We start from the raw sequence: 20,840 nt of genomic DNA, 5'->3' as shown, positions 1-20,840 counted from the left end.
CCGCTGGTCCGTCCGCAGGTCCGGCAGCCGGTCTGCCCGCTGGTCCGGCAGGCGGACCGACCGGCGGTCCGGCAGGCGCGTCCGGCTTCGGGCCGGCGCCGCAGCCGTTCGGGCCCGCTGCGGCGGCCGCCTCGGCCGTGGCGTCGGCGGACACGGTCGCGGCCCGCCCGCCCGGCCGTGACGGGGGCGGCAAGCGCCGCAAGGCCCTGGCCATCGGGCTGGGGCTGCTGCTGGTCGCCGGTGCCGGGACGGGTGGCTGGCTCCTGTGGGGCCGGGGCGGAAACGATCCTGCCCAGAAGTCGAAGGGCCCGGCCCAGGCCGTCGACGCCAAGCTCGACTGGATGGCGCCGGTGCCGGACGCCGACAAGGAGCACGGGCTGAAGCAGATGGCCCCGCTGTGGTTCGCCAAGGGCAACGCCGTCATGACCACCAGCAAGGCGGTGACGGCGTACAACGCCGAGACGGGCAAGCCCGCCTGGAGCGTCCCGATCCCCGGCTCCGCCTGCAAGACCTCCCCGAAGGTCGTCGACGGCATCGTCGCGATCATCCATGGGAAGGAGCAGTTCGACTGCAACATGCTGATGGCCGTCGACGTGGAGCACGGCCGGGCCCTCTGGTCGAAGGAGCTCACCAACGACAGGGGCCTCAGCAGCCCCTCCGACGGGTCCAGCATCAGCATCGACCGGGGCCTGATCTCGGTGGCGGACACCGGTGGTGATCCCAAGGTCTTCGCCGTCGCGAACGGCGAGAGGAAGAAGCCCCCGAACTACGGATGCCGGGAGTACGGCGCGGTCGCCGACCGCTCGCGGCAGCTCGTCCTCGCCCAGTGCCAGCCCTTCGGGCGGACATTCGTCATGACCACGCAGCCCAAGTCCGACCTGGAGAAGTGGATCTGGAAGGTCCCGGACGGGCTCACCGTGCAGAACGTCCTCTCCGTCGAACCCGCGCTGCTGGTCGTGGGCAGGGAGAACGACTCCGACCCCTCGGACCTCGTGAGCCTGGACGAGAAGGGCCGGCTTCGGAGCCTGATATCCATCTCGGCGGGACCGTACGACTTCAGCGACTGCTGGAAGACCGACCTGACGAGCTGCCGCGGCGCGGTGGTCGACGGCGACACCGTCTACCTGCCCACGAAGAGCGCCGACATGAACGTCGACGGCGTCAACGTCAACGCCATCGTCGCGATCGACCTGACCACGGGCAAGAAGCGCTGGACCGCCCCCCTCGGCGGCAACCGGGGCAACCGCCCTGTGGCCATGCACGAGGGGCGCCTGCTCGTCTACCAGCAGGCGACGAAGGACGAGAGCGGAAAGCTGCTCTCCCTCGACCCGGCCGACGGCAAGGCCGCCGACTTCATGCGGCTTCCCCAGGAATCCAACGAACAGGAATTCAGCCTCGCCCGCAGTGGAAGCGCCTATTTCCACGACGGCCGCTTCTACCTGGTCGTGAACGAGGGCCTGATGCACAGCACGATGATGATGTCGTTCCACTGACCACTGACGAGTGCGTGCCAGAACGAGAAACGGAATCCAGGAGCCAAGTCAGTGACGCAGCCACCTTCCTACGGCTATCCGCAGCAGCCGCCATCGGCACCGCTTCCCCCGGTGACACCATCACCCGTGCCCGCCCCGACCGTCCCGTCCGCCCCCGCGGCCCCGCGACCTGTGTCCAGCCTCGGCGGAAACTTCACCCCCCGCCGGCCCCCATGGCGCAGACCGGCCGTACTCATCGGCCTGGTGGTCGCCCTTCTGCTCGCCGCGGGAGGCTGGGCACTGTGGTCGTTCCTGGGCGCCGGCTCGTCGAAGCCGAAGGGGCCGGGCGACGCCGCCCACGCCTCCGCGGCGGGTACGGTCGCCTGGCAGGCGGCGGCGCGCGTGAAGCCCGACGAGGGGATGCGGGAGGCCCTGGGCACCTGGTTCACCTCGACGCTCGTGGTGAAGGCCGAGCCGGATGTCGTCACGGCCTACGACATCAAGTCCGGCGAGAAGAAATGGTCCTTTCTCCTCACCGGCACGCTCTGCGCCGCCTCCCGGGAATCCGAGGGGGACGTGGCGGTCATCGCCGCCATGTTCGGTAGCCACTGCATGAACCTCAAGGCCATCGACCTGCGCGACGGCCACCGCGTCTGGGACGAGCTCCTCATGGAGGAGAAGGAGGCGGGCGACAATCTCGACCCCAAGAAATGGGGCAAGTCCGGCCCCCATCTCGCCCTTTACGACGGCCATGTCTACACCACGTGGAAGGACGGCGAGCAGACCCGCCGCCTCTCCGACGGAAAGCGCGTGGACCAGCGGAAGCAGGACGCCTGCGAATGGGCCGACACGACGGGCGGCAAGCGGCTGATCTCCATCACCTATTGCGGGGAGAGCGAGATCAAGCTTCGTTCCCTCGACCCCAAGAAGCTGGACAAGCCGAAGTGGAGCTCGTCCCTCAAGCGCAATGACGGCTTCGTCTCCGTCATCTCGACGGACCCGCTGGTCCTCTCCCAGTCCCCCGGAAAGGGCGGGCAGGACAACCGGTACGACTTCGTCGTACTGGACCCGGAGACCGGCAAGGAGAAGACGCGCGTCGCCTACAACAGCTACTGGCGACTGGGCGCGTGCTTCCTCTCCACCTCGGGCTGCACGGGAGCGCTGGCCGACAAGGACAGCAACAGCCTGTACGTCGCCGGTCAAGGCGTGACCATGGCCTACGACCTCACCACCGGCAAGGAACGCTGGACCTACAAGAGCGACGCCAACCGCGTCACCGTGCCGACAGCCGTACGCGACGGCAAACTGGCCACGTACGTCCCCGCGACCGCCGAACGCCGCGGCCGGCTCGACTACGTGTCCACCACCGACGGCAAGGTCGCGCGCGTGGTCGAACACTCCGACCGCGACGAGGACCGCAAGAACGAGTCGAAGATGGCCAAGGTGACGTTCCCCCGCCTGGTGAACGGGCGCCTCCTGCTGGTCGTCGACGGAGGGGTCGCGAGCGACGAGGACGGAGTGATCCTCGCGATCAGCGCGCCGGACGCGTGACCGCGCGGGTGGGGCGTGCCGCGCACGTCACGCCCCACCACCGCTCACTCCTTGCCGTCGGCCCCGCCGCCGTCCTCGACGTCGATGTCGAACTCTCCGTCCCGCACGCCGAGCACGAACGCCTCCCACTCGCTCGCGGTGTAACGCAGCACTGTGTCGGGGTCGTTGGAGGCCCGCATGCCGACAGCGCCTCCCTCCAGATACGCGATCTCCACACGCACCTCGGAAGTGTCACCCGGGGCGCTGAGCCACTCGGCGCCCGAGATGTCCATGGCGTACAGCGCTTCCTTCTCTTCTTCAGTGGCCACTGCGCGGGACTCCTCTTCCGATCAACCGACGGTATGGGTGCGAGGCACCGCCGCCGACGCTAGCAACCGGAGGGGTCGCGGTGACGGGAGTTCGGCCACCTGTCCATCGATCGATTTCCTGCCCGAAAACGTGGAGACCTGCCGGAGCGACGTGCCCTGATGCCTGTCTGACGGGCGTTCATCCGGCTGGAGGAGTGTCGGAGGGTGTGACTACAGTGACGGCGCAATCAACTCATGGGGGATGGTGAAACATGTCGAGCACGCAGAAAGTCAATGACGACGCGTTCAACGCTTTCAAGAACGCCATGGACCAGTCGAGCCAGGCGTTCACGGCCAACCTGCGCACGCTGTCCAATGCCATCGCGACCGTCGACGGCGCGTGGAAGGGCGAGGCGAGCACCGTGTTCAAGGCCGCTCAGGAGGAGCTGAACAGGGAGCACGACGCCGTGCGGCGCCTCATCGACCACGTTCGTGAGGCGGTGGCGAAGACGCACACTCTCACCGGGGCCACCGACCAGGAGATCGCGTCGAGCGTCAAGAGCGCCAGCGCGATCGACATGTACTAGCGGGAACTGGTTCAGAGCATCCGGGCCCGAGCGCCCGAATACGACATGGGGAGTGGGAAAATGGCAACAAACGGTGGCGAACTCCTTGTCACGTATGCCTCGTTGCACGAGACCGCAGGGCAGATCGGCAGCGCGGCGGGCGTGATCCAGAACGAGATCTCGGCCATGAAGTCGGCCGTCGCCAATGTCTCGGCGGGCTGGGAGGGCGAGGCCAAGGCGGCGATGGTCGACGCCCAGAACCGGCTTCAGGAGAAGGCCAACGCGATCGGGGAGATCCTCGACCGGGTCTCGAAGAAGATCCGGGAGGGCGCCGATCACTACCGCGTCACCGATGTGAAGGCGTCGCAGCTCTTCACCGAGGGCTACTGAGCGCCGAGCCGTGGCGCACCGGGGTGGGCGTGCCGCGTGGCGGCCGCCCACCCTTCCGTGTGCCTACTCCTCCGGCAGCCACCCCACCTGCACCAGCGGCGTCCCCCGCCGCCGGGAGACGAAGAAGCCGCGGCCCGGCGGCATCGGGCGCGGGCGGACGCCGCCGAGGATGTCGCCCTCGCCCGGGTCGCCGGACAGGACCACGCCCTGCGCGCCCAGCTCCTTCACCCGCTGCATAAAGGGCTCGAACATGGAGCGCGACGCCCCCGCGGAGTTCCGCGCGACGATGAAGTGGACGCCCACGTCCCGCGCGAACGGCAGGTTCTCCGTGAGCACCGCCAGCGGGTTCCCGCCGCCTCCCGTCGCGACGAGCTCGTAGTCGTCGACGATGAGGAAGAAGCGCGGGCCCGACCACCAGCTCCGCTCCCGGAGCTGTCGCGGGGTGACGCCGGGCTGGGGCGCGCGGCGTTCCATCAGGCCGTTGAGGGCGTTCGCGTGGACGGTGAGGGACGAGGCGACCGGGGCGTACTCCAGGAGGTGGGTGTCCGGGATGACGTCCAGCAGGGAGCGCCGGTAGTCGCCGACGACGATCTTCGCCTCGTCCGGGCCGTAGCGCTCGGTGAGCTGCTTGGCGATCAGCCGGAGCAGCGCCGTCTTGCCGGATTCGCTCTCGCCGAAGACGAGGAAGAAGGGGTCGGTCTCGAAGTCGACGAAGACGGGCTCCAGGTTCGTCTCGTCGAGGCCGATGGCCACGCCGCGTTCCGGGAACTCCGTGCCCTTCGGCAGCTCGTCCGCCCGCAGCGCGCGCGGCAGCAGCCGGACGCGCGGGGCGCCCGGCCCGGACCAGGCGGCGCCGACCGCCGTGAGCAGGTCGGCCGTCGCGTCCGTCATGGTCGCCGGGTCGCTGCCGCCGTCGATCCGGGGCTGGCCGGCCATGAAGTGGAGCTTCTCCGGGAGCTGGCCGCGCCCGGGGACGCCGGCCGGGACGTTGGCGGCGACCTTGCGGTCGAACTCCGAGTCCATCGTGTCGCCGAGGCGCAGCTCCAGGCGGGTGAGGAGCTGGTCCTTGAGCGCCGGGCGGACCTCCATGTTGCGGGAGGCGGTCACCACGACGTGCACGCCGTAGCCGAGGCCGCGTGCCGCGATGTCCGTGACGACGCCTTCCAGCAGCTCGTACTCCTGCTTGAAGCTGCCCCATCCGTCGACGAGGAGGAAGACGTCCCCCCAGGCCTCGTCGGCGAAGTCGCCGGCCGCCCTGCGCCGCCGGTAGGTGGCGATGGAGTCGATTCCCCGCGCGCGGAAGAACTCCTCGCGGCGGGCCAGGATGCCCGCGACCTCGGCGACCGTGCGGCGTACGCGCTCCGGGTCGAGGCGGGAGGCGACGCCGCCGACGTGCGGCAGGCCGTCGACGGAGCTCATGCCGCCGCCACCGAAGTCGAGCCCGTAGAACTGCACCTCGGCGGGGGTGTGGGTGAGCGCGAAGGAGGTCACCAGCGTGCGCAGCAGCGTCGACTTGCCCGACTGCGGGCCGCCGACGACGAGCATGTGGCCCGCCGCCCCCGAGAAGTCCCGGTACAGGACGTCGCGGCGCTGTTCGAAGGGTTTGTCGACGACGCCCAGCGGCACCACGAGCCGGCCCTGGCGCGAGGGGTCGGAGGCCGTCAGGCCCCGGCCCGGCACCTCCGCCAGCGGCGGCAGCAACTGGTCGAGGGACGGCGCCCGGTCCAGCGGCGGCAGCCACACCTGGTGGGCCGGCGGGCCCTGGCCCTCCAGCCGCCGGACGACCACGTCGAGGACGGTGTCGGCGAAGGCGTCACCCCCCGCGTCCCCGGCGTCCCCCGCGTGCCCGTCGCCCCCCGAAGCCGGATCCGGGACGACCGGCGCCGCGTACGTCACCGGCACCGGCGCCGCCGTGAAGAGCACCGGGCGCCGTTCGACGGGCAGTGCCGCGCCGTCCGCGCCGGCCGCCCCGCCCGCCCGGTACGGGCCGGAGACGTACGCGGCCTTGAACCGGGTCATCTCGTCCGTGCCGAACTTCAGATAGCCCGAGCCCGGCACCGTCGGCAGGTGGTAGGCGTCCGGCACGCCCAGCGCCGTACGCGACTCGGCGGCCGAGAACGTGCGCAGGCCGACGCGGTACGACAGATACGTCTCCAGCCCGCGCAGCCGGCCCTCCTCCAGACGCTGCGAGGCCAGCAGCAGATGGACGCCCAGAGAGCGGCCGATCCGGCCGATCTGGATGAACATGTCGATGAAGTCCGGCTTGGCCGTCAACAGCTCGCTGAACTCATCGATCACCAGGACGAGTGAAGCCAGGGGCTCCAGCGCGGCGCCCGCGGCCCGCGCCTTCTCGTAGTCGTGGACGTTGGCGTAGTTGCCCGCCGACTTCAGCAGCTCCTGGCGGCGCTGGAGCTCGCCCGTGATGGAGTCGCGCATGCGGTCCACTAGCGTCAGGTCGTCGGCGAGGTTGGTGATGACGGCCGCGACGTGCGGCAGACCGGACATCCCCGCGAACGTCGCGCCGCCCTTGAAGTCCGCGAGGACGAAGTTCAGCGTCTCCGAGGAGTGGGTGACCGCGAGGCCCAGCACCAGCGTGCGCAGCAGCTCGGACTTGCCCGAACCGGTGGCGCCCACGCACAGGCCGTGCGGGCCCATGCCGTCCTGCGCGGCCTCCTTCAGGTCGAGCATCACGGGCGCGCCGTCCTCGCCGACGCCGATCGGCACGCGCAGCCGCTCGGCGGGCGTGCGCGGCCGCCAGGTGCGGGCGACGTCCACGGCGCCGGCGTCGCCCAGCCCCAGCAGCTCCGTGAAGTCCCAGTTGGCCAGCAGCGGCTCGTCCTCCTCGCCACTGCCCGGACGCAGCGGCGCGAGCTGCCGCGCGAGCGCCTCGGCGGCCTCCGGGGACAGCGTGTCCGGCACCCCGTCGTACGCCGCCACCTGCGACCGCAGCCGCAGCGCGCCCGGCGCCACGTCGATGGCCAGCCCGCCGCGCAGCTCGTCCAGCTCGCCCGGCACGACCTCCACGACGGTGACGCCCTGCAGGCCCTCCGGCGAGGCGAGGAGCGAGTCCGGCGGCACCGCGGCGCCCTCCAGGAACAGCACCACGTGCGGCTGCTCCACCAGGGGGCGGGTGTCGCGGCCGAAGCGGGGACGCCCCTCCAGCCGCGGCGCCAGCAGCTCCTCCAGCTCGCCGAGGTCGTCACCGATCAGCCGGCGCGCGCCCGCCCCGTCGACGGTGCCCGGCAGCTGCACGTGCGGCAGCCATTTCGTCCACTCCCAGCGGGCCGCCGCGGCGCGCCCGGCCACCACGGCGACGACCAGGTCCTCGGGGGAGTGGAGCGTGGCCAGCTGGGCGACGAGCGCCCGCGCGCAGCCGTGCACCGTCTCCGGCTCTCCCGAGAGGGTGACGTGGTAGAAGGCGCGCAGCGACACCGCCATGGGCAGGCCGTCCAGCGAGCCGTGCACGGCCAGGAAACGCTGCATCGCGCCCGCCGTGAGCGGCTCCAGCTGGTCTATGGGCGCCGTCTCCGGCGCCACCAGCGGGGTCGCGAGCCCCTGCGCGCCCAGCCCGACGCGCACCTGCGCGAAGTCGTCGTCGGAGGGCCGCCGCTCCCACACGCGGGAGCCCTCGGCGACCACCGACCACAACTGGTCGGGGGAGGGGTGGAGATAGAACTGCGCGTCGCGCTGCGCCCGTGCGGTGCGCCGCACGGTGCGCCGGGTCTGCGCGAGGTACCTGAGGTAGTCGCGGCGCGCGTCCGCCATCTGCCCCTGCGAGCCCTGCCGGTGCCGCACGACCATGGCGACGGTCATCCCGAGCGTCGACACCATCATCAGGGCGCCCATGATCTTCATCATGGGGTTGGAGCCCGGCATGAAGAAGTAGACCATCGACGAGGCCATGCCCAGTGTGGGCAGCAGCTGCATCAGGAAGCCCTCCTGACGGCCGCGCGGCAGCTCCGGAGGAGCCTCCAGCCGCAGTTCCCCGCTCGGCGGCTCGGGCGGCAGCGCCCGAGGCTGGCGCTTGACGACGACCTGGGTCACGGAACGGCTCAACCCCTCTGCACCGAGGGTCCGTTTCCCGCCCGGCGCCCCTGTGGCCCCGGCCGCCCCTCGCGAGACGGTGATCCTATCGGCGTACGGGAGTTCGCCCCCGGTAGGGTGACCAGCCGCGAGTGCCACCGTTGGTGACCACCCGTCGGCCAAACCTCAAAAACACAGCATCAGGGAGCAATCCGGGTGAGTACGTCCGCCACGACCGGCTTCTGTCGGGTGACCGTCGTCGCGCCGGACAGCCGCGTCGACGTCGCCCTCCCCGAGGACCTCCCCGTCGCCGACGTCCACCCCGAGATCCTCCGGCTGACCGGAGGCACCCAGCCCGTGGGCACGCCCACCGGCTACCACCTCGTCCGCCGCGACGGCACCGTCCTCGACGGCGCCCGCACCCTCGCGGCCCAGCGCGTCCTCGACGGCGAGATCCTCACCCTGCGCCCGTTCGCCGAGTCCCTGCCGCCCGCCGTCCACGACGACGTCGCCGACGCCGTCGCCGCGGCCGTCACCGGCGACCGCGCCCTGTGGAACACCCGCATGCTGCGCGCCGCGGGCCTGACCGGCGCCGCCCTGCTGCTCGTCCTCCTGGGCCTCGTCCTCTGGAACGCCGACCCCGCCCGCCACGACGCGCACGGCCTGCCCGGCATCGTCGCCGGTGCCGTCGCCGTCCTCCTGACCGCCTACGCGGGCGTACGGGCCCGGGTCTACCGGGACCGCGGCTCCGCCGTCGCCCTGGGCCTGGCGGCCGTGCCGCACCTGCTCATCGCCGGCTCCGGCGTCATCGGCCCCGCCGCGGTCGAGGGCGCCGGACGCCTCCAGTTCCTGCTCGGCTGCGCGACCGTACTGATCGCCTCCGTCGTCCTCGTCGCCGTCACCCCCGGTGGCGACGCCCCCTTCGTCGCCACCATCGTCACCTCCGCCACCGGCGTCCTGGCCACCTTCGGGATGATCCTCACCGGCGCCGCGCCCTCCGCCGCGGCCGCCGTCTGCGCCGTCGCCGCGATCGGCGCGCTCGCCTTCCTGCCCGGTCTCTCGGCCCGCGCCGCCCGGCTGCCCATCGGCTACGCGGCGCCCCACGGCACGGGCGACGACCTGGACGCGCCCCGGGCCGGCGCCGACACCGCGCCCGTCGACGCCGAGCGCGTCGCCGCGCGGGCCCGCCGGGGCCACGAGCTGCTGCTCGGCCTCGTGGGCGGCTGCTCGGCCGTCGTCGTCGCCTCCGCCGCCGTCCTCGCCTTCTCCGCGGGCCCCTGGGCCCCGGCCCTCGCGCTCACCGCCGGGCTCGCCATGACCCTGCGCGCCCGGCTCTTCCGCTACACCTCGCAGGTCGCCACCGTCCTCGGCGCGGGGCTGGCCGCGCTCGCCCTGCTCGTCCTCGGCCTGGCCCTGCACCCGCACCCCGGCGGCCACGGCGGCGCCTCCGACATCCGCACGGTCTGGCTCACCGTGGCCGTCGCCGCCGTGGCGGCCCTGCTCACCGCGATCGCGCTGATCATCCCCCGCAAGGGGCTGTCACCCTTCTGGGGGAGAGCCTCCGACATAGTGGAGAGCGTCTTCCTGCTCGCCCTCGTCCCCCTCTGCCTCGCCGTTCTCGACGTGTACGCGACAGCACGCGGCCTCGCGGGCAGCTGAGGCCGCCGGCCCGCCCACCGCCGCGCCCCGGAGGCCGGAAACCGGCCCCCGGGCTGCTACTGTGTCCAGTGGCCGTTTGCGTACGCGCCTCCGGACCGCCCGCCAGGGCGTCTGGGGACAGCGCCCAGCGGACCCCGCCTCCCGAGTAACGGAAGCTCCCCTGAGACAGAGACCAGGGGCACTCGGTGGCCAAAACGAGACTCATAAGGAGTACGCGTGTCGCTCGACGCCGCCACGAAGAAGTCCATCATGGCCGAGTTCGCCACCAAGGAGGGCGACACCGGCTCCCCCGAGGTCCAGGTCGCGCTGCTCACCCGCCGCATCTCGGACCTGACCGAGCACCTCAAGATGCACAAGCACGACCACCACTCCCGTCGTGGTCTGCTGATCCTGGTCGGCCAGCGTCGCCGCCTCCTGCAGTACCTGGCCAAGAAGGACATCACGCGCTTCCGCGCCCTGGTCGAGCGCCTCGGCATCCGCCGCGGTGCCGCGGGCGCCAAGTAAGACGCCATGAAGGGAGCGGTTCCCACGTTCTGGGGGCCGCTCCCTTTGCGTATCTCGTGGGAAGCAGAAGCTTTGTAGTCTGGACCCCACAACGCGAAACCGTATGAGGAGGAGCGCTCCGCTCGCCGCCGGTCCTCGGTAGTGGCCCCCGGATCAGGGAAATCCGGGTGCTTCGATCGAAGACCGGCCAGCCGAGACGCCCCTCCGCCACCGTCACCGCCACACGGGCGGCGACGCAGAAGAGGAGATATCCCTGGTGGAGAACGAGACCCACTACGCCGAGGCCGTCATCGACAACGGCGCCTTCGGCACCCGCACCATCCGCTTCGAGACCGGCCGCCTGGCCCGTCAGGCCGCCGGCTCCGCCGTGGCCTACCTGGACGACGACACCATGGTGCTCTCGGCCACGACCGCGTCGAAGAAGCCCAAGGACCAGCTCGACTTCTTCCCCCTCACGGTGGACGTCGAGGAGCGGATGTACTCGGCCGGCAAGATTCCCGGCTCCTTCTTCCGCCGTGAGGGCCGCCCCTCCGAGGACGCGATCCTCACCTGCCGTCTGATCGACCGCCCGCTGCGCCCGTCCTTCAAGAAGGGCCTGCGCAACGAGATCCAGGTCGTCGCCACGGTCATGGCCCTCAACCCGGACCACCTGTACGACGTCATCGCGATCAACGCCGCCTCCTGCTCCACGCAGCTGGCCGGCCTGCCCTTCTCCGGCCCGATCGGCGGCGTCCGCGTCGCGCTGATCAAGGGCCAGTGGGTGGCCTTCCCGACCCACACCGAGCTCGAGGACGCCGTCTTCGACATGGTGGTCGCGGGCCGCACCCTGGAGGACGGCGACGTCGCGATCATGATGGTCGAGGCCGAGGCCACCGAGAAGACCATCCAGCTCGTCAAGGACGGCGCCGAGGCCCCGACCGAGGAGATCGTCGCCGCCGGTCTCGAGGCCGCGAAGCCCTTCATCAAGGTGCTCTGCAAGGCCCAGGCCGAGCTCGCCTCGAAGGCCGCCAAGCCGACCGCCGACTTCCCGGTCTTCCTCGACTACCAGGACGACGTCCTGGAGGCCCTGACCGCCGCCGTCCGCACCGAGCTGTCCCAGGCGCTCACCATCGCCGGCAAGCAGGAGCGCGAGGCCGAGCTGGACCGCGTCAAGGAGCTCGCCGCCGAGAAGCTGCTCCCGCAGTTCGAGGGCCGCGAGAAGGAGATCTCCGCCGCGTACCGCTCGCTGACCAAGTCGCTGGTGCGCGAGCGCGTCATCAAGGACAAGGTCCGCATCGACGGCCGTGGCATCACGGACATCCGTACGCTGGCCGCCGAGGTCGAGGCGATCCCGCGCGTGCACGGCTCCGCCCTGTTCGAGCGTGGCGAGACCCAGATCCTGGGCGTCACCACCCTCAACATGCTCCGCATGGAGCAGCAGCTGGACACCCTCTCCCCGGTGACCCGCAAGCGCTACATGCACAACTACAACTTCCCGCCGTACTCCGTCGGTGAGACGGGCCGCGTCGGCTCCCCCAAGCGCCGCGAGATCGGCCACGGCGCGCTCGCCGAGCGCGCGATCGTGCCGGTCCTGCCGACGCGCGAGGAGTTCCCCTACGCGATCCGCCAGGTGTCCGAGGCCCTCGGCTCCAACGGCTCCACCTCCATGGGCTCGGTCTGCGCCTCCACCATGTCGCTGCTGAACGCCGGTGTGCCGCTGAAGGCCCCCGTCGCCGGCATCGCCATGGGCCTGATCTCCCAGGAGATCGACGGCAAGATCCACTACGTCGCCCTCACCGACATCCTCGGTGCGGAGGACGCCTTCGGCGACATGGACTTCAAGGTCGCCGGCACCAAGGAGTTCGTGACCGCCCTCCAGCTCGACACCAAGCTGGACGGCATCCCGGCCTCCGTCCTGGCCGCGGCCCTCAAGCAGGCCCGCGACGCCCGCCTCCACATCCTCGACGTGATGATGGAAGCGATCGACACGCCGGACGAGATGTCCCCGAACGCCCCGCGGATCATCACCGTCAAGATCCCCGTGGACAAGATCGGTGAGGTCATCGGCCCCAAGGGCAAGATGATCAACCAGATCCAGGAGGACACCGGCGCCGAGATCACGATCGAGGACGACGGCACCATCTACATCGGTGCCGCCGACGGCCCGGCCGCCGAGGCCGCCCGCGCCACGATCAACGGCATCGCCAACCCGACCATGCCGGAGGTCGGCGAGCGCTACCTGGGCACGGTCGTCAAGACCACGACCTTCGGCGCGTTCGTCTCCCTGCTCCCGGGCAAGGACGGCCTGCTGCACATCTCGCAGATCCGCAAGCTCGCCGGCGGCAAGCGCGTGGAGAACGTCGAGGACGTCCTCGGCGTCGGTGCCAAGGTCCAGGTCGAGATCGCCGAGATCGACCAGCGCGGCAAGCTCTCCCTGATCCCCGTGATCGAGGGCGAGGACGGCGACGAGGCTGCTAAGGACGAGTCCGCCAAGTGACGTCCCGTAGTACACGGAAGACGGCCCGCCCCTCCTCGGAGGGGCGGGCCGTCGCCCGTACCCAAACGCTTCTCAAGGGCGAGAACGGCATCGGTACCGTCCGCCGGACCACCCTCCCGGGCGGTCTGCGCGTGGTCACCGAGACCCTGCCGTCCGTCCGCTCCGCGACCTTCGGCATCTGGGCCAACGTCGGCTCCCGCGACGAGACCCCGGCCCTCAACGGCGCCACCCACTACCTCGAGCACCTCCTCTTCAAGGGCACGGCCAAGCGCAGCGCCCTCGACATCTCCGCCGCCATCGACGCGGTCGGCGGCGAGATGAACGCCTTCACGGCCAAGGAGTACACCTGCTACTACGCGCGGGTGCTCGACACCGATCTGCCGCTGGCCATAGACGTCGTCTGCGACATGCTCACCGGCTCGCTGATCGACCCGGCCGACGTCGACGCCGAGCGCGGGGTGATCCTCGAAGAGATCGCCATGACCGAGGACGACCCCGGCGACTGCGTCCACGACCTGTTCGCCCACACCATGCTGGGCGACACCCCCCTCGGCCGCCCGGTCCTCGGCACCGTCGACACGATCAACGCCCTGACCAGGGACCAGATCAGCCGCTTCTACAAGAAGCACTACGACCCGACCCACCTGGTCGTGGCCGCCGCGGGCAACGTCGACCACGCCAAGGTCGTCCGCCAGGTCCGCGCCGCCTTCGAGAAGGCCGGCGCCCTGGGCCGCACGGACGCCGTCCCGATGGCCCCCCGCACCGGCACCAAGGCGATCCGCACCGCCGGCCGGGTCGAGGTGCTGGGCCGCCGGACCGAGCAGGCGCACGTCGTCCTCGGTATGCCCGGCCTCTCCCGCACCGACGAGCGCCGCTGGGCCCTCGGCGTGCTCAACACCGCCCTCGGCGGCGGCATGAGCTCGCGGCTCTTCCAGGAGGTCCGGGAGAAGCGCGGCCTCGCATACTCCGTCTACTCCTACACCTCGGGCTTCGCCGACTGCGGCCTCTTCGGCGTCTACGCCGGCTGCCGCCCCAGCCAGGTCCACGACGTGCTGCGGATCTGCCGCGACGAGCTCCACAAGGTCGCCACCGAGGGCCTGACGGACGAGGAGATCGGCCGCGCCATCGGTCAGCTCTCCGGCTCCACGGTGCTCGGCCTGGAGGACACGGGCGCGCTGATGAACCGCATCGGCAAGAGCGAGCTGTGCTGGGGCGACCAGATGTCGGTCTCCGACATGCTGGCCCGCATCGCCGCCGTCACCCCGGACGAGATCCGCGAAGTGGCCCGCGATGTACTGGGACAGCGTCCTTCGCTGTCCGTGATCGGCCCGCTGAAGGACAAGCAGGCCGCCCGCCTGCACGAGGCCGTTTCGTAAAACCGCGCCCGCCGACGGCACCGCCGACGGGCACACAAGGGGAAGCAGGGACGATGAGCAAGCTGCGCGTGGCGGTCGTCGGCGCCAAGGGCCGGATCGGCTCCGAAGCCGTACGGGCCGTGGAAGCCGCCGACGACATGGAGCTGGTGGCCGCGCTCGGCCGGGGCGACCGTCTGGAGACCCTGACCGAGGCCGGCGCCCAGGTCGTGGTCGAGCTGACGCACCCGGACTCGGTGATGGAGAACCTCGAGTTCTGCGTCCGCAACGGCATCCACGGCGTCGTCGGCACCACCGGCTGGACCGAGGACCGCCTCGCGAAGCTCACCTCCTGGCTGGAGGCGTCGCCCGGGACCGGCGTGCTCATCGCCCCGAACTTCTCCATCGGCGCGGTCCTCACCATGGCCTTCGCCCAGCAGGCCGCCCGCTTCTTCGAGTCCGTCGAGGTCGTCGAGCTCCACCACCCCAACAAGGCGGACGCCCCCTCCGGCACCGCCACCCGCACCGCGCAGCTCATCGCCGCCGCGCGGCGCGAGGCCGGCTGCGCCCCGCAGCCCGACGCCACCACCACGGCCCTGGAGGGCGCGCGTGGCGCCGACGTCGACGGCGTGCCCGTCCACTCGGTCCGGCTGCGCGGCCTCCTGGCCCACCAGGAGGTGCTGCTCGGCGACACCGGTGAGACCCTCACCATCCGCCACGACTCGCTGCACCACAGCTGCTTCATGCCGGGCATCCTGCTGGGCGCCCGCCGCGTCGTCTCCACGCCGGGCCTGACGTTCGGCCTGGAAAACTTCCTGGACCTGGGCTGAGTACCGTGCGCGCCAAGATCGTCTATTTCGCCCTGGCCGCCGTCCTGGTCGTCTACTTCGTCCTGGTCGGCAGCCGCGGCGTGATGCTCATCCAGCAGGGCACCGTCGTCACCGTCGCCTTCGGGCTGGCGGTGATGATCCTGCCGTTCATCGGGGCCTGGTTCCTCTACCGGACCACCAAGTTCGCCCGCGACGCCAACCGGCTGGCCCGCGAGCTGGAGGCCGAGGGCGGCCTCCCGGTCGACGAGCTCGTACGGACGCCCGGCGGCCGGATCGACCGGGATTCGGCGGACGAGGTCTTCGCCCGCCGCAAGGCCGAGACGGAAGAGGCCCCGGGCGACTGGCGCTGCTGGTTCCGCCTCGCGGTCGCCTACCACGACGCCCGTGACACCCCCAGGGCCCGCAAGGCGATGCAGCGGGCGATCGCCCTCCACGACGGCAAGCAGATCAGCGCCCTGAGCGCCTGAGACGACGAGACGACGCCTGAGACGACGAGACGACGAAGGGCCGGGGCGCGAAGCCCCGGCCCTTCCGCCATCCGCTCGTCATCCGCTCCGGCTACGCCGTGAACTCGGCCACCCGGTCCTCGAGGGCGTCCGCCGCCGCCGCGAAGGCCTGCGGCCGCCCCACGAAATCGGCGTTGCGGTCGGTCACCAGCACGGGCAGCGTCCCGCCGTCGGTACGCCGCACCACGAGCGCCTGCCCCTGTGCGGTCCGCGGCGTCCCCACCACTCGCACCGGCTGCTGCACGGTCCGCACCTCGGCCACCTCGGCCCACGACAGCGTCACGGCGCGCAGCAGCCGCTGCTGACGCAGCCCCTGGGGGCTCACCCAGATGCCCGTGCGCACCGTCCGCACCGCGATCGTGATCAGCACGGCGGCGATCGCGAAGCAGACGCCCGCACCGGGCAGTGCCCCCGCCGCGGCGATGATCACGCCGGACACCAGGAGGTACGCGGCCAGCAGGAGCAGCATCGCCGCGCCCCCCACCCGCAGCGGACCGGGGTGGTACGGGCGCCGCCAACGGCGGTGGTCCTCGTACAGGTCCTCTGAGGCGAGGAGCGCGGCGATGGTGTCGGTCGCGCTCTTCTTGACGGTCGTGTTCGGGTCGACGGTCGTGGTCGTGTCGGTCGTGGTCGCGATGTCGCCGTCGCGTTCGGCTGTCGGAAAGGGCAGGGGCACGACGGGTTCCTCACTCACATACCCACAGTCGAACGACTGTGCGCGGTGAGGGTATCCGGTGCCCCCGGGCCAATGATCAGCGGCCCGCGTTGGCCTCGGACTTCTGGCTGTGGCCCGGGTTCTGCTGACCCGTCTCCAGCGACGGCATTCCGAACAGCAGCGCGCCTATCAGTCCTGCCGCCACCGTCAGCCCCACCAGCGTCCGGCCGAGTATCTCCGAACGACTGGCACCGCCTCGGGGCGGCGGGGTGACGTTGCTGCGGTAGCGCTCGGCCTCGGCGACGAAGGCGAACGGCACGGGCTCTCGCCGGCGGAACATGGTGGGCTCTCCTAGGAACCTCGAAAGTGTGCTGTCACACCTGAAGACGCGCGAACCGGGCAAGAGGTGCCCGATTCTCCATAACTTCTGTGAAAAATATCAACTGGCGTGCCGGGCCTTCCTGTGGCAGCGGGAACCGGGCGGCCACCGGGGGCCGCCCGCGGGCCGGTGTCGGCCGGGTGTCAGTGGTGGCGCTTAGGCTTGGCGGCGGCCAAGCACAACAGCACAAGGAAGGACCCCGCCGGTGAGCGACACCCCCACCGAGGACTTGAAGCCCAGGTTCCGCAGCGATGTGACCGTCGAGCTGGTCAAGCACAGCGCGGCCGACTCGGACGTGCTGTGGGCGGCCCGGGTCTCCACGGCCGGCGAGCAGTCCCTCGAAGAGATCACCAAGGACCCCGAGCGGTCCAAGGGGCTCATCAATTACCTGATGCGCGACCGCCACGGCAGCCCCTTCGAGCACAACTCGATGACCTTCTTCATCAGCGCCCCGATCTTCGTCTTCCGCGAGTTCATGCGGCACCGCGTCGGCTGGTCGTACAACGAGGAGTCCGGCCGCTACCGCGAGCTGGAGCCCGTCTTCTACGTGCCGGGCGAGTCCCGCAAGCTGGTCCAGGAGGGCCGCCCGGGCAAGTACGTCTTCGTCGAGGGCACCCAGGCGCAGCACGAGCTGACCGGCCGCGCCATGGAGGACAGCTACCGCCAGGCGTACGAGGCGTACCAGGAGATGCTGGCCGCCGGTGTCGCCCGAGAGGTCGCCCGATCGGTCCTTCCCGTCGGCCTCTTCTCCTCGATGTACGCCACGTGCAACGCCCGCTCCCTGATGCACTTCCTGGGGCTGCGCACCCAGCACGAGCTGGCGAAGGTCCCCTCGTTCCCGCAGCGGGAGATCGAGATGGTGGGCGAGAAGATGGAGGCGGCGTGGGCCGAGCTCATGCCGCTCACCTACGAGGCCTTCAACAAGAACGGCCGCGTCGCCCCGTAGGTCGCGTCGCCCGCCCCGCAGGGCGCGTCGACCAGCGGTGACGCGCTGCTACGGGACCAGCGGGCGAGGTGTCCGTATTGCGGCGTTTCGTCACCTTCATCTACGCTGAAAAAACGGACCCGGCACTGCTTGAACCCCCGAGCAGGCAGTGCCGGGATCCCTTTAGGCACTCCCCGAGGGGGTACCTCACGGTGAGCAACGAGTAGCGTGGCCCCTATGGCTCCGACCTCCACACCGCAGACGCCCTTCGGGCGGGTCCTGACCGCCATGGTCACGCCCTTCACCGCCGACGGCGCCCTCGATCTCGACGGCGCTCAGCGCCTCGCCGCCCACCTCGTGGACGCAGGCAACGACGGCCTTGTCGTCAATGGCACCACCGGTGAGTCCCCGACCACCAGCGATGCGGAGAAAACCCAGCTCGTACGCGCCGTGGTCGAAGCGGTCGGCGACCGCGCCCACGTCGTCGCCGGAGCCGGCACCAACGACACCCACCACAGCATCGAGCTGGCCCGCGCCGCCGAGCAGGCGGGCGCCCACGGCCTCCTCGCGGTCACGCCCTACTACAGCAAGCCCCCGCAGGAGGGCCTGCGCCGCCACTTCACGGCGATCGCCGACGCCACGGGCCTGCCCGTGATGATCTACGACATCCCCGGCCGCAGCGGCGTCGAGATCGAGACCGAGACGATGGTCCGCATCGCCGAGCACCCGCGCGTCGTCGCCAACAAGGACGCCAAGGGCGACCTCGGCGCGGCGAGCTGGGCCATGGCCCGCTCGGGCCTCGCCTGGTACTCCGGCGACGACATGCTCAACCTGCCGCTGCTGTCCATCGGCGCCGTGGGTTACGTCTCCGTCGTCAGCCACCTCGTCACCACCGAGCTCCGCGCGATGCTCGAGGCACACCGATCCGGCGACGTCGACAAGGCGGCCGAGATCCACCGGCGCCTGCTGCCCGTGTACACCGGTATGTTCCGCACCCAGGGCTTGATCACCACCAAGGCCGCCCTGGCGCTCCAGGGCCTGCCCGCGGGCCCGGTGCGGCTGCCCCTCATCGGCCTCACGGACGAGCAGACCGAGCAGCTCAAGAGCGATCTCGCCGCCGGCGGGGTACAGCTCTAGCACCCAGACTTCACAACCGAATACCGAGAACAACTGAAGATCGAGCAAAACTGAAGATCGAAAACAATTGCAAGTGCACGAATGTCATGCGCGCCATGTGCCCGGAGGGGCATGTGGCGCGCGTGGTGAGGAGAGTCTTTTGAGCCACCCGCACCCTGAACTCGGCGCGCCGCCGAAGCTTCCCAAGGGCGGCCTGCGCGTCACCCCGCTCGGCGGTCTCGGTGAGATCGGCCGCAACATGACGGTCTTCGAGTACGACGGCCGCCTGCTGATCGTCGACTGCGGAGTGCTTTTCCCCGAGGAGGAGCAGCCCGGAGTCGATCTGATCCTGCCCGACTTCTCGTCCATCCGGGACCGCCTCGACGACGTCGAGGGCATCGTGCTCACGCACGGCCACGAGGACCACATCGGCGGCGTCCCCTTCCTGCTCCGCGAGAAGCCGGACATTCCCCTGATCGGCTCCAAGCTGACCCTCGCCCTGATCGAGGCGAAGCTCCAGGAGCACCGCATCCGCCCGTACACCCTCGAGGTCGCCGAGGGCGACCGCGAGCGCCTGGGCCCCTTCGACTGCGAGTTCGTCGCGGTCAACCACTCCATCCCGGACGCCCTGGCCGTCGCCATCCGCACCCCCGCGGGCATGGCCGTGCACACCGGCGACTTCAAGATGGACCAGCTCCCGCTGGACGGCCGCCTCACCGACCTCCCGGCCTTCGCCAAGCTCGGCGAGGAGGGCATCGACCTGCTGCTGGTGGACTCCACCAACGCGGAGGTCCCCGGCTTCGTCCCGCCCGAGCGCGACATCTCGGGCGTGCTGCGCCAGGTCTTCGCGGGCGCGCAGAAGCGGATCATCGTGGCCAGCTTCGCCAGCCACGTCCACCGCATCCAGCAGATCCTCGACGCCGCCCACGAGTACGGGCGCCGGGTCGCCTTCGTCGGCCGCTCGATGGTCCGCAACATGGGCATCGCCCGTGACCTGGGCTATCTGCGGGTCCCGGCCGGTCTCGTCGTCGACGTCAAGACCCTCGACGACCTGCCGGACGACGAGGTCGTGCTCGTCTGCACCGGTTCCCAGGGCGAGCCGATGGCCGCGCTCTCGCGCATGGCCAACCGCGACCACCAGATCCGGATCGTCCGCGGCGACACCGTGATCCTCGCGTCGTCCCTGATCCCGGGCAACGAGAACGCGGTCTACCGCGTGATCAACGGCCTCACCCGCTGGGGTGCCAACGTCGTCCACAAGGGCAACGCCCGCGTGCACGTCTCGGGCCACGCCTCCGCCGGCGAGCTGCTGTACTTCTACAACATCTGCAAGCCGAAGAACCTGATGCCGGTCCACGGCGAATGGCGCCACCTGCGTGCCAACGCCGAACTGGGCGCTCTGACGGGTATTCCCAAGAACCACATCGTCATCGCCGAGGACGGAGTGGTGGTCGACCTGGTCGACGGCCAGGCGAAGATCGTCGGCAAGGTGCAGGCCGGCTATGTGTACGTGGACGGCCTCTCGGTCGGCGACGTCACCGAGGCCTCGCTGAAGGACCGCCGCATCCTCGGGGACGAGGGCATCATCTCCGTCTTCGTGGTCGTCGACAGCACGACCGGCAAGGTCGTCAGCGGCCCGCAGATCCAGGCCCGCGGTTCCGGCATCGAGGACGCGGCGTTCAACGCCGTCGTCCCGAAGATCGAGGAGGCCATCGCCAGGGCCGCCGCGGACGGCGTCGCCGAGCCCCACCAGCTCCAGCAGCTCGTCCGCCGCTCGGTGGGCAAGTGGGTCTCCGACAGCTACCGCCGCCGGCCGATGATCCTCCCGGTCGTCGTCGAGGTCTGACCCGTCTGACCTGTCTGGCCCGCCTGGGGCCTGACGCGGCATCAGCCGTATGGACGGCCGCCCCCGCTGCCGATTTGCATCGGGCGCGGCCGTCCAGTACGTTTACGGCTCCACCGCAGAGGGAACACCGCAGCACTTCGAGTGCGGGGCGGGGCTCCCGGAAAGCGAGTGGAAATCCGGCTCAGAGAAATCTGATAAAGTCGGGAAGCCCGCTCCAACAGGGCGCTGGAAACGAATTCCGACCGGGAACGGAACGGAAAACGGATCTGGTAAGGTTGGAAACACCGAAGGGAAGCCCGGAGG

The 20,840-nt window shown here is 70.7% G+C and carries 17 protein-coding genes; 13 read left to right on the top strand and 4 right to left on the bottom strand.

Annotation, left to right across the window (positions count from 1 at the left end; all coding sequences use genetic code 11):
• Nucleotides 1-137: 137 nt before the first annotated feature.
• Together IE096_RS10420 and IE096_RS10415 are read left to right on the top strand one after the other, a co-directional pair.
• Nucleotides 138-1,493: an outer membrane protein assembly factor BamB family protein gene (locus tag IE096_RS10420; RefSeq protein ID WP_189451018.1), complete on the top strand. Its 1,356-nt coding sequence runs from the start codon at nucleotides 138-140 to the stop codon at nucleotides 1,491-1,493.
• A gap of 243 nt (nucleotides 1,494-1,736) precedes the next feature.
• Nucleotides 1,737-3,023 (top strand): outer membrane protein assembly factor BamB family protein, encoded by a 1,287-nt coding sequence (locus tag IE096_RS10415; protein WP_189451016.1) that lies wholly within the window; start codon nucleotides 1,737-1,739, stop codon nucleotides 3,021-3,023.
• A gap of 44 nt (nucleotides 3,024-3,067) precedes the next feature.
• On the opposite strand, the gene IE096_RS10410 is transcribed toward IE096_RS10415, so the two are convergent.
• Nucleotides 3,068-3,331, bottom strand: coding sequence for a DUF397 domain-containing protein (locus IE096_RS10410; RefSeq protein ID WP_189451014.1), 264 nt, complete (start codon nucleotides 3,329-3,331; stop codon nucleotides 3,068-3,070).
• A gap of 251 nt (nucleotides 3,332-3,582) precedes the next feature.
• Here IE096_RS10410 and IE096_RS10405 point away from each other — a divergent pair, with 251 nt between their 5' ends.
• Nucleotides 3,583-3,897 (top strand): WXG100 family type VII secretion target, encoded by a 315-nt coding sequence (locus IE096_RS10405; RefSeq protein WP_189451013.1) that lies wholly within the window; start codon nucleotides 3,583-3,585, stop codon nucleotides 3,895-3,897.
• A 60-nt stretch (nucleotides 3,898-3,957) separates the two neighbouring features.
• A complete protein-coding gene (locus IE096_RS10400) occupies nucleotides 3,958-4,266 on the top strand; it encodes a WXG100 family type VII secretion target (RefSeq protein ID WP_189451012.1) in 309 nt (102 codons plus the stop codon).
• A 63-nt stretch (nucleotides 4,267-4,329) separates the two neighbouring features.
• Here IE096_RS10400 and eccCa read toward each other — a convergent pair whose 3' ends face one another.
• Nucleotides 4,330-8,310, bottom strand: coding sequence for a type VII secretion protein EccCa (gene eccCa, locus IE096_RS10395; protein WP_189451011.1), 3,981 nt, complete (start codon nucleotides 8,308-8,310; stop codon nucleotides 4,330-4,332).
• A 195-nt stretch (nucleotides 8,311-8,505) separates the two neighbouring features.
• Here eccCa and eccD point away from each other — a divergent pair, with 195 nt between their 5' ends.
• From eccD to IE096_RS10365, 6 genes are all read left to right on the top strand, one after another.
• Nucleotides 8,506-9,948, top strand: a complete 1,443-nt coding sequence (eccD, locus tag IE096_RS10390) for a type VII secretion integral membrane protein EccD (protein ID WP_189451010.1) — start codon at nucleotides 8,506-8,508, stop codon at nucleotides 9,946-9,948.
• A 216-nt stretch (nucleotides 9,949-10,164) separates the two neighbouring features.
• Nucleotides 10,165-10,452, top strand: a complete 288-nt coding sequence (gene rpsO / locus IE096_RS10385; RefSeq protein WP_126916370.1) for a 30S ribosomal protein S15 — start codon at nucleotides 10,165-10,167, stop codon at nucleotides 10,450-10,452.
• 256 nt (nucleotides 10,453-10,708) lie between these two features.
• Nucleotides 10,709-12,928: a polyribonucleotide nucleotidyltransferase gene (locus tag IE096_RS10380; protein WP_189451009.1), complete on the top strand. Its 2,220-nt coding sequence runs from the start codon at nucleotides 10,709-10,711 to the stop codon at nucleotides 12,926-12,928.
• The gene (locus IE096_RS10375) at nucleotides 12,925-14,304 is read left to right on the top strand and encodes a M16 family metallopeptidase (RefSeq protein WP_189451008.1); all 1,380 of its coding nucleotides are present in this window, start codon (nucleotides 12,925-12,927) and stop codon (nucleotides 14,302-14,304) included. The genes IE096_RS10380 and IE096_RS10375 overlap by 4 nt, the downstream gene beginning before the upstream one ends.
• Before the next feature lie 53 nt (nucleotides 14,305-14,357).
• On the top strand, nucleotides 14,358-15,110 hold the full coding sequence (gene dapB, locus IE096_RS10370; RefSeq protein WP_126916373.1) for a 4-hydroxy-tetrahydrodipicolinate reductase: 753 nt from the start codon (nucleotides 14,358-14,360) through the stop codon (nucleotides 15,108-15,110).
• 5 nt (nucleotides 15,111-15,115) lie between these two features.
• Nucleotides 15,116-15,577, top strand: coding sequence for a hypothetical protein (locus tag IE096_RS10365; protein ID WP_189451007.1), 462 nt, complete (start codon nucleotides 15,116-15,118; stop codon nucleotides 15,575-15,577).
• 91 nt (nucleotides 15,578-15,668) lie between these two features.
• Here IE096_RS10365 and IE096_RS10360 read toward each other — a convergent pair whose 3' ends face one another.
• Both IE096_RS10360 and IE096_RS10355 read right to left on the bottom strand, forming a co-directional pair.
• Complete coding sequence (locus IE096_RS10360) at nucleotides 15,669-16,292, bottom strand: SCO5741 family PH domain-containing membrane protein (protein ID WP_373298110.1); 624 nt, start codon at nucleotides 16,290-16,292, stop codon at nucleotides 15,669-15,671.
• Between the two features lie 76 nt (nucleotides 16,293-16,368).
• Nucleotides 16,369-16,611 carry a hypothetical protein gene (locus IE096_RS10355; protein WP_189451006.1) on the bottom strand — a complete coding sequence of 81 codons (243 nt, stop codon included), beginning with the start codon at nucleotides 16,609-16,611 and terminating at the stop codon, nucleotides 16,369-16,371.
• A 244-nt stretch (nucleotides 16,612-16,855) separates the two neighbouring features.
• Between IE096_RS10355 and thyX the strand changes: the two genes are divergently transcribed.
• The 3 genes from thyX to IE096_RS10340 all read left to right on the top strand — a co-directional run bounded on the left by thyX (nucleotide 16,856) and on the right by IE096_RS10340 (nucleotide 20,537).
• Nucleotides 16,856-17,596, top strand: a complete 741-nt coding sequence (thyX, locus tag IE096_RS10350; RefSeq protein WP_189451005.1) for an FAD-dependent thymidylate synthase — start codon at nucleotides 16,856-16,858, stop codon at nucleotides 17,594-17,596.
• 216 nt (nucleotides 17,597-17,812) lie between these two features.
• On the top strand, nucleotides 17,813-18,712 hold the full coding sequence (gene dapA / locus IE096_RS10345; RefSeq protein WP_189451004.1) for a 4-hydroxy-tetrahydrodipicolinate synthase: 900 nt from the start codon (nucleotides 17,813-17,815) through the stop codon (nucleotides 18,710-18,712).
• Nucleotides 18,713-18,851: 139 nt separating this feature from the next.
• A complete protein-coding gene (locus tag IE096_RS10340) occupies nucleotides 18,852-20,537 on the top strand; it encodes a ribonuclease J (protein ID WP_189451003.1) in 1,686 nt (561 codons plus the stop codon).
• Nucleotides 20,538-20,840: the final 303 nt, after the last annotated feature.

The sequence above is a fragment of the Streptomyces abikoensis genome (assembly GCF_014648775.1).
GTDB classification, from domain to species: Bacteria; Actinomycetota; Actinomycetes; order Streptomycetales; family Streptomycetaceae; genus Streptomyces; species Streptomyces abikoensis.
Note: the sequence above shows the minus strand (reverse complement) of the source record. Positions and strands in the feature narration are given on the sequence as shown.

What these genes read in the sequence shown, in the direction of transcription:
- dapA (WP_189451004.1), top strand. Translation starts at nt 17,813, where the DNA reads ATGGCTCCGACCTCCACACCGCAGACGCCCTTCGGGCGGGTCCTGACC.
- IE096_RS10405 (WP_189451013.1), top strand. Translation starts at nt 3,583, where the DNA reads ATGTCGAGCACGCAGAAAGTCAATGACGACGCGTTCAACGCTTTCAAG.
- IE096_RS10355 (WP_189451006.1), bottom strand. Translation starts at nt 16,611, where the DNA reads ATGTTCCGCCGGCGAGAGCCCGTGCCGTTCGCCTTCGTCGCCGAGGCC.
- dapB (WP_126916373.1), top strand. Translation starts at nt 14,358, where the DNA reads ATGAGCAAGCTGCGCGTGGCGGTCGTCGGCGCCAAGGGCCGGATCGGC.
- IE096_RS10400 (WP_189451012.1), top strand. Translation starts at nt 3,958, where the DNA reads ATGGCAACAAACGGTGGCGAACTCCTTGTCACGTATGCCTCGTTGCAC.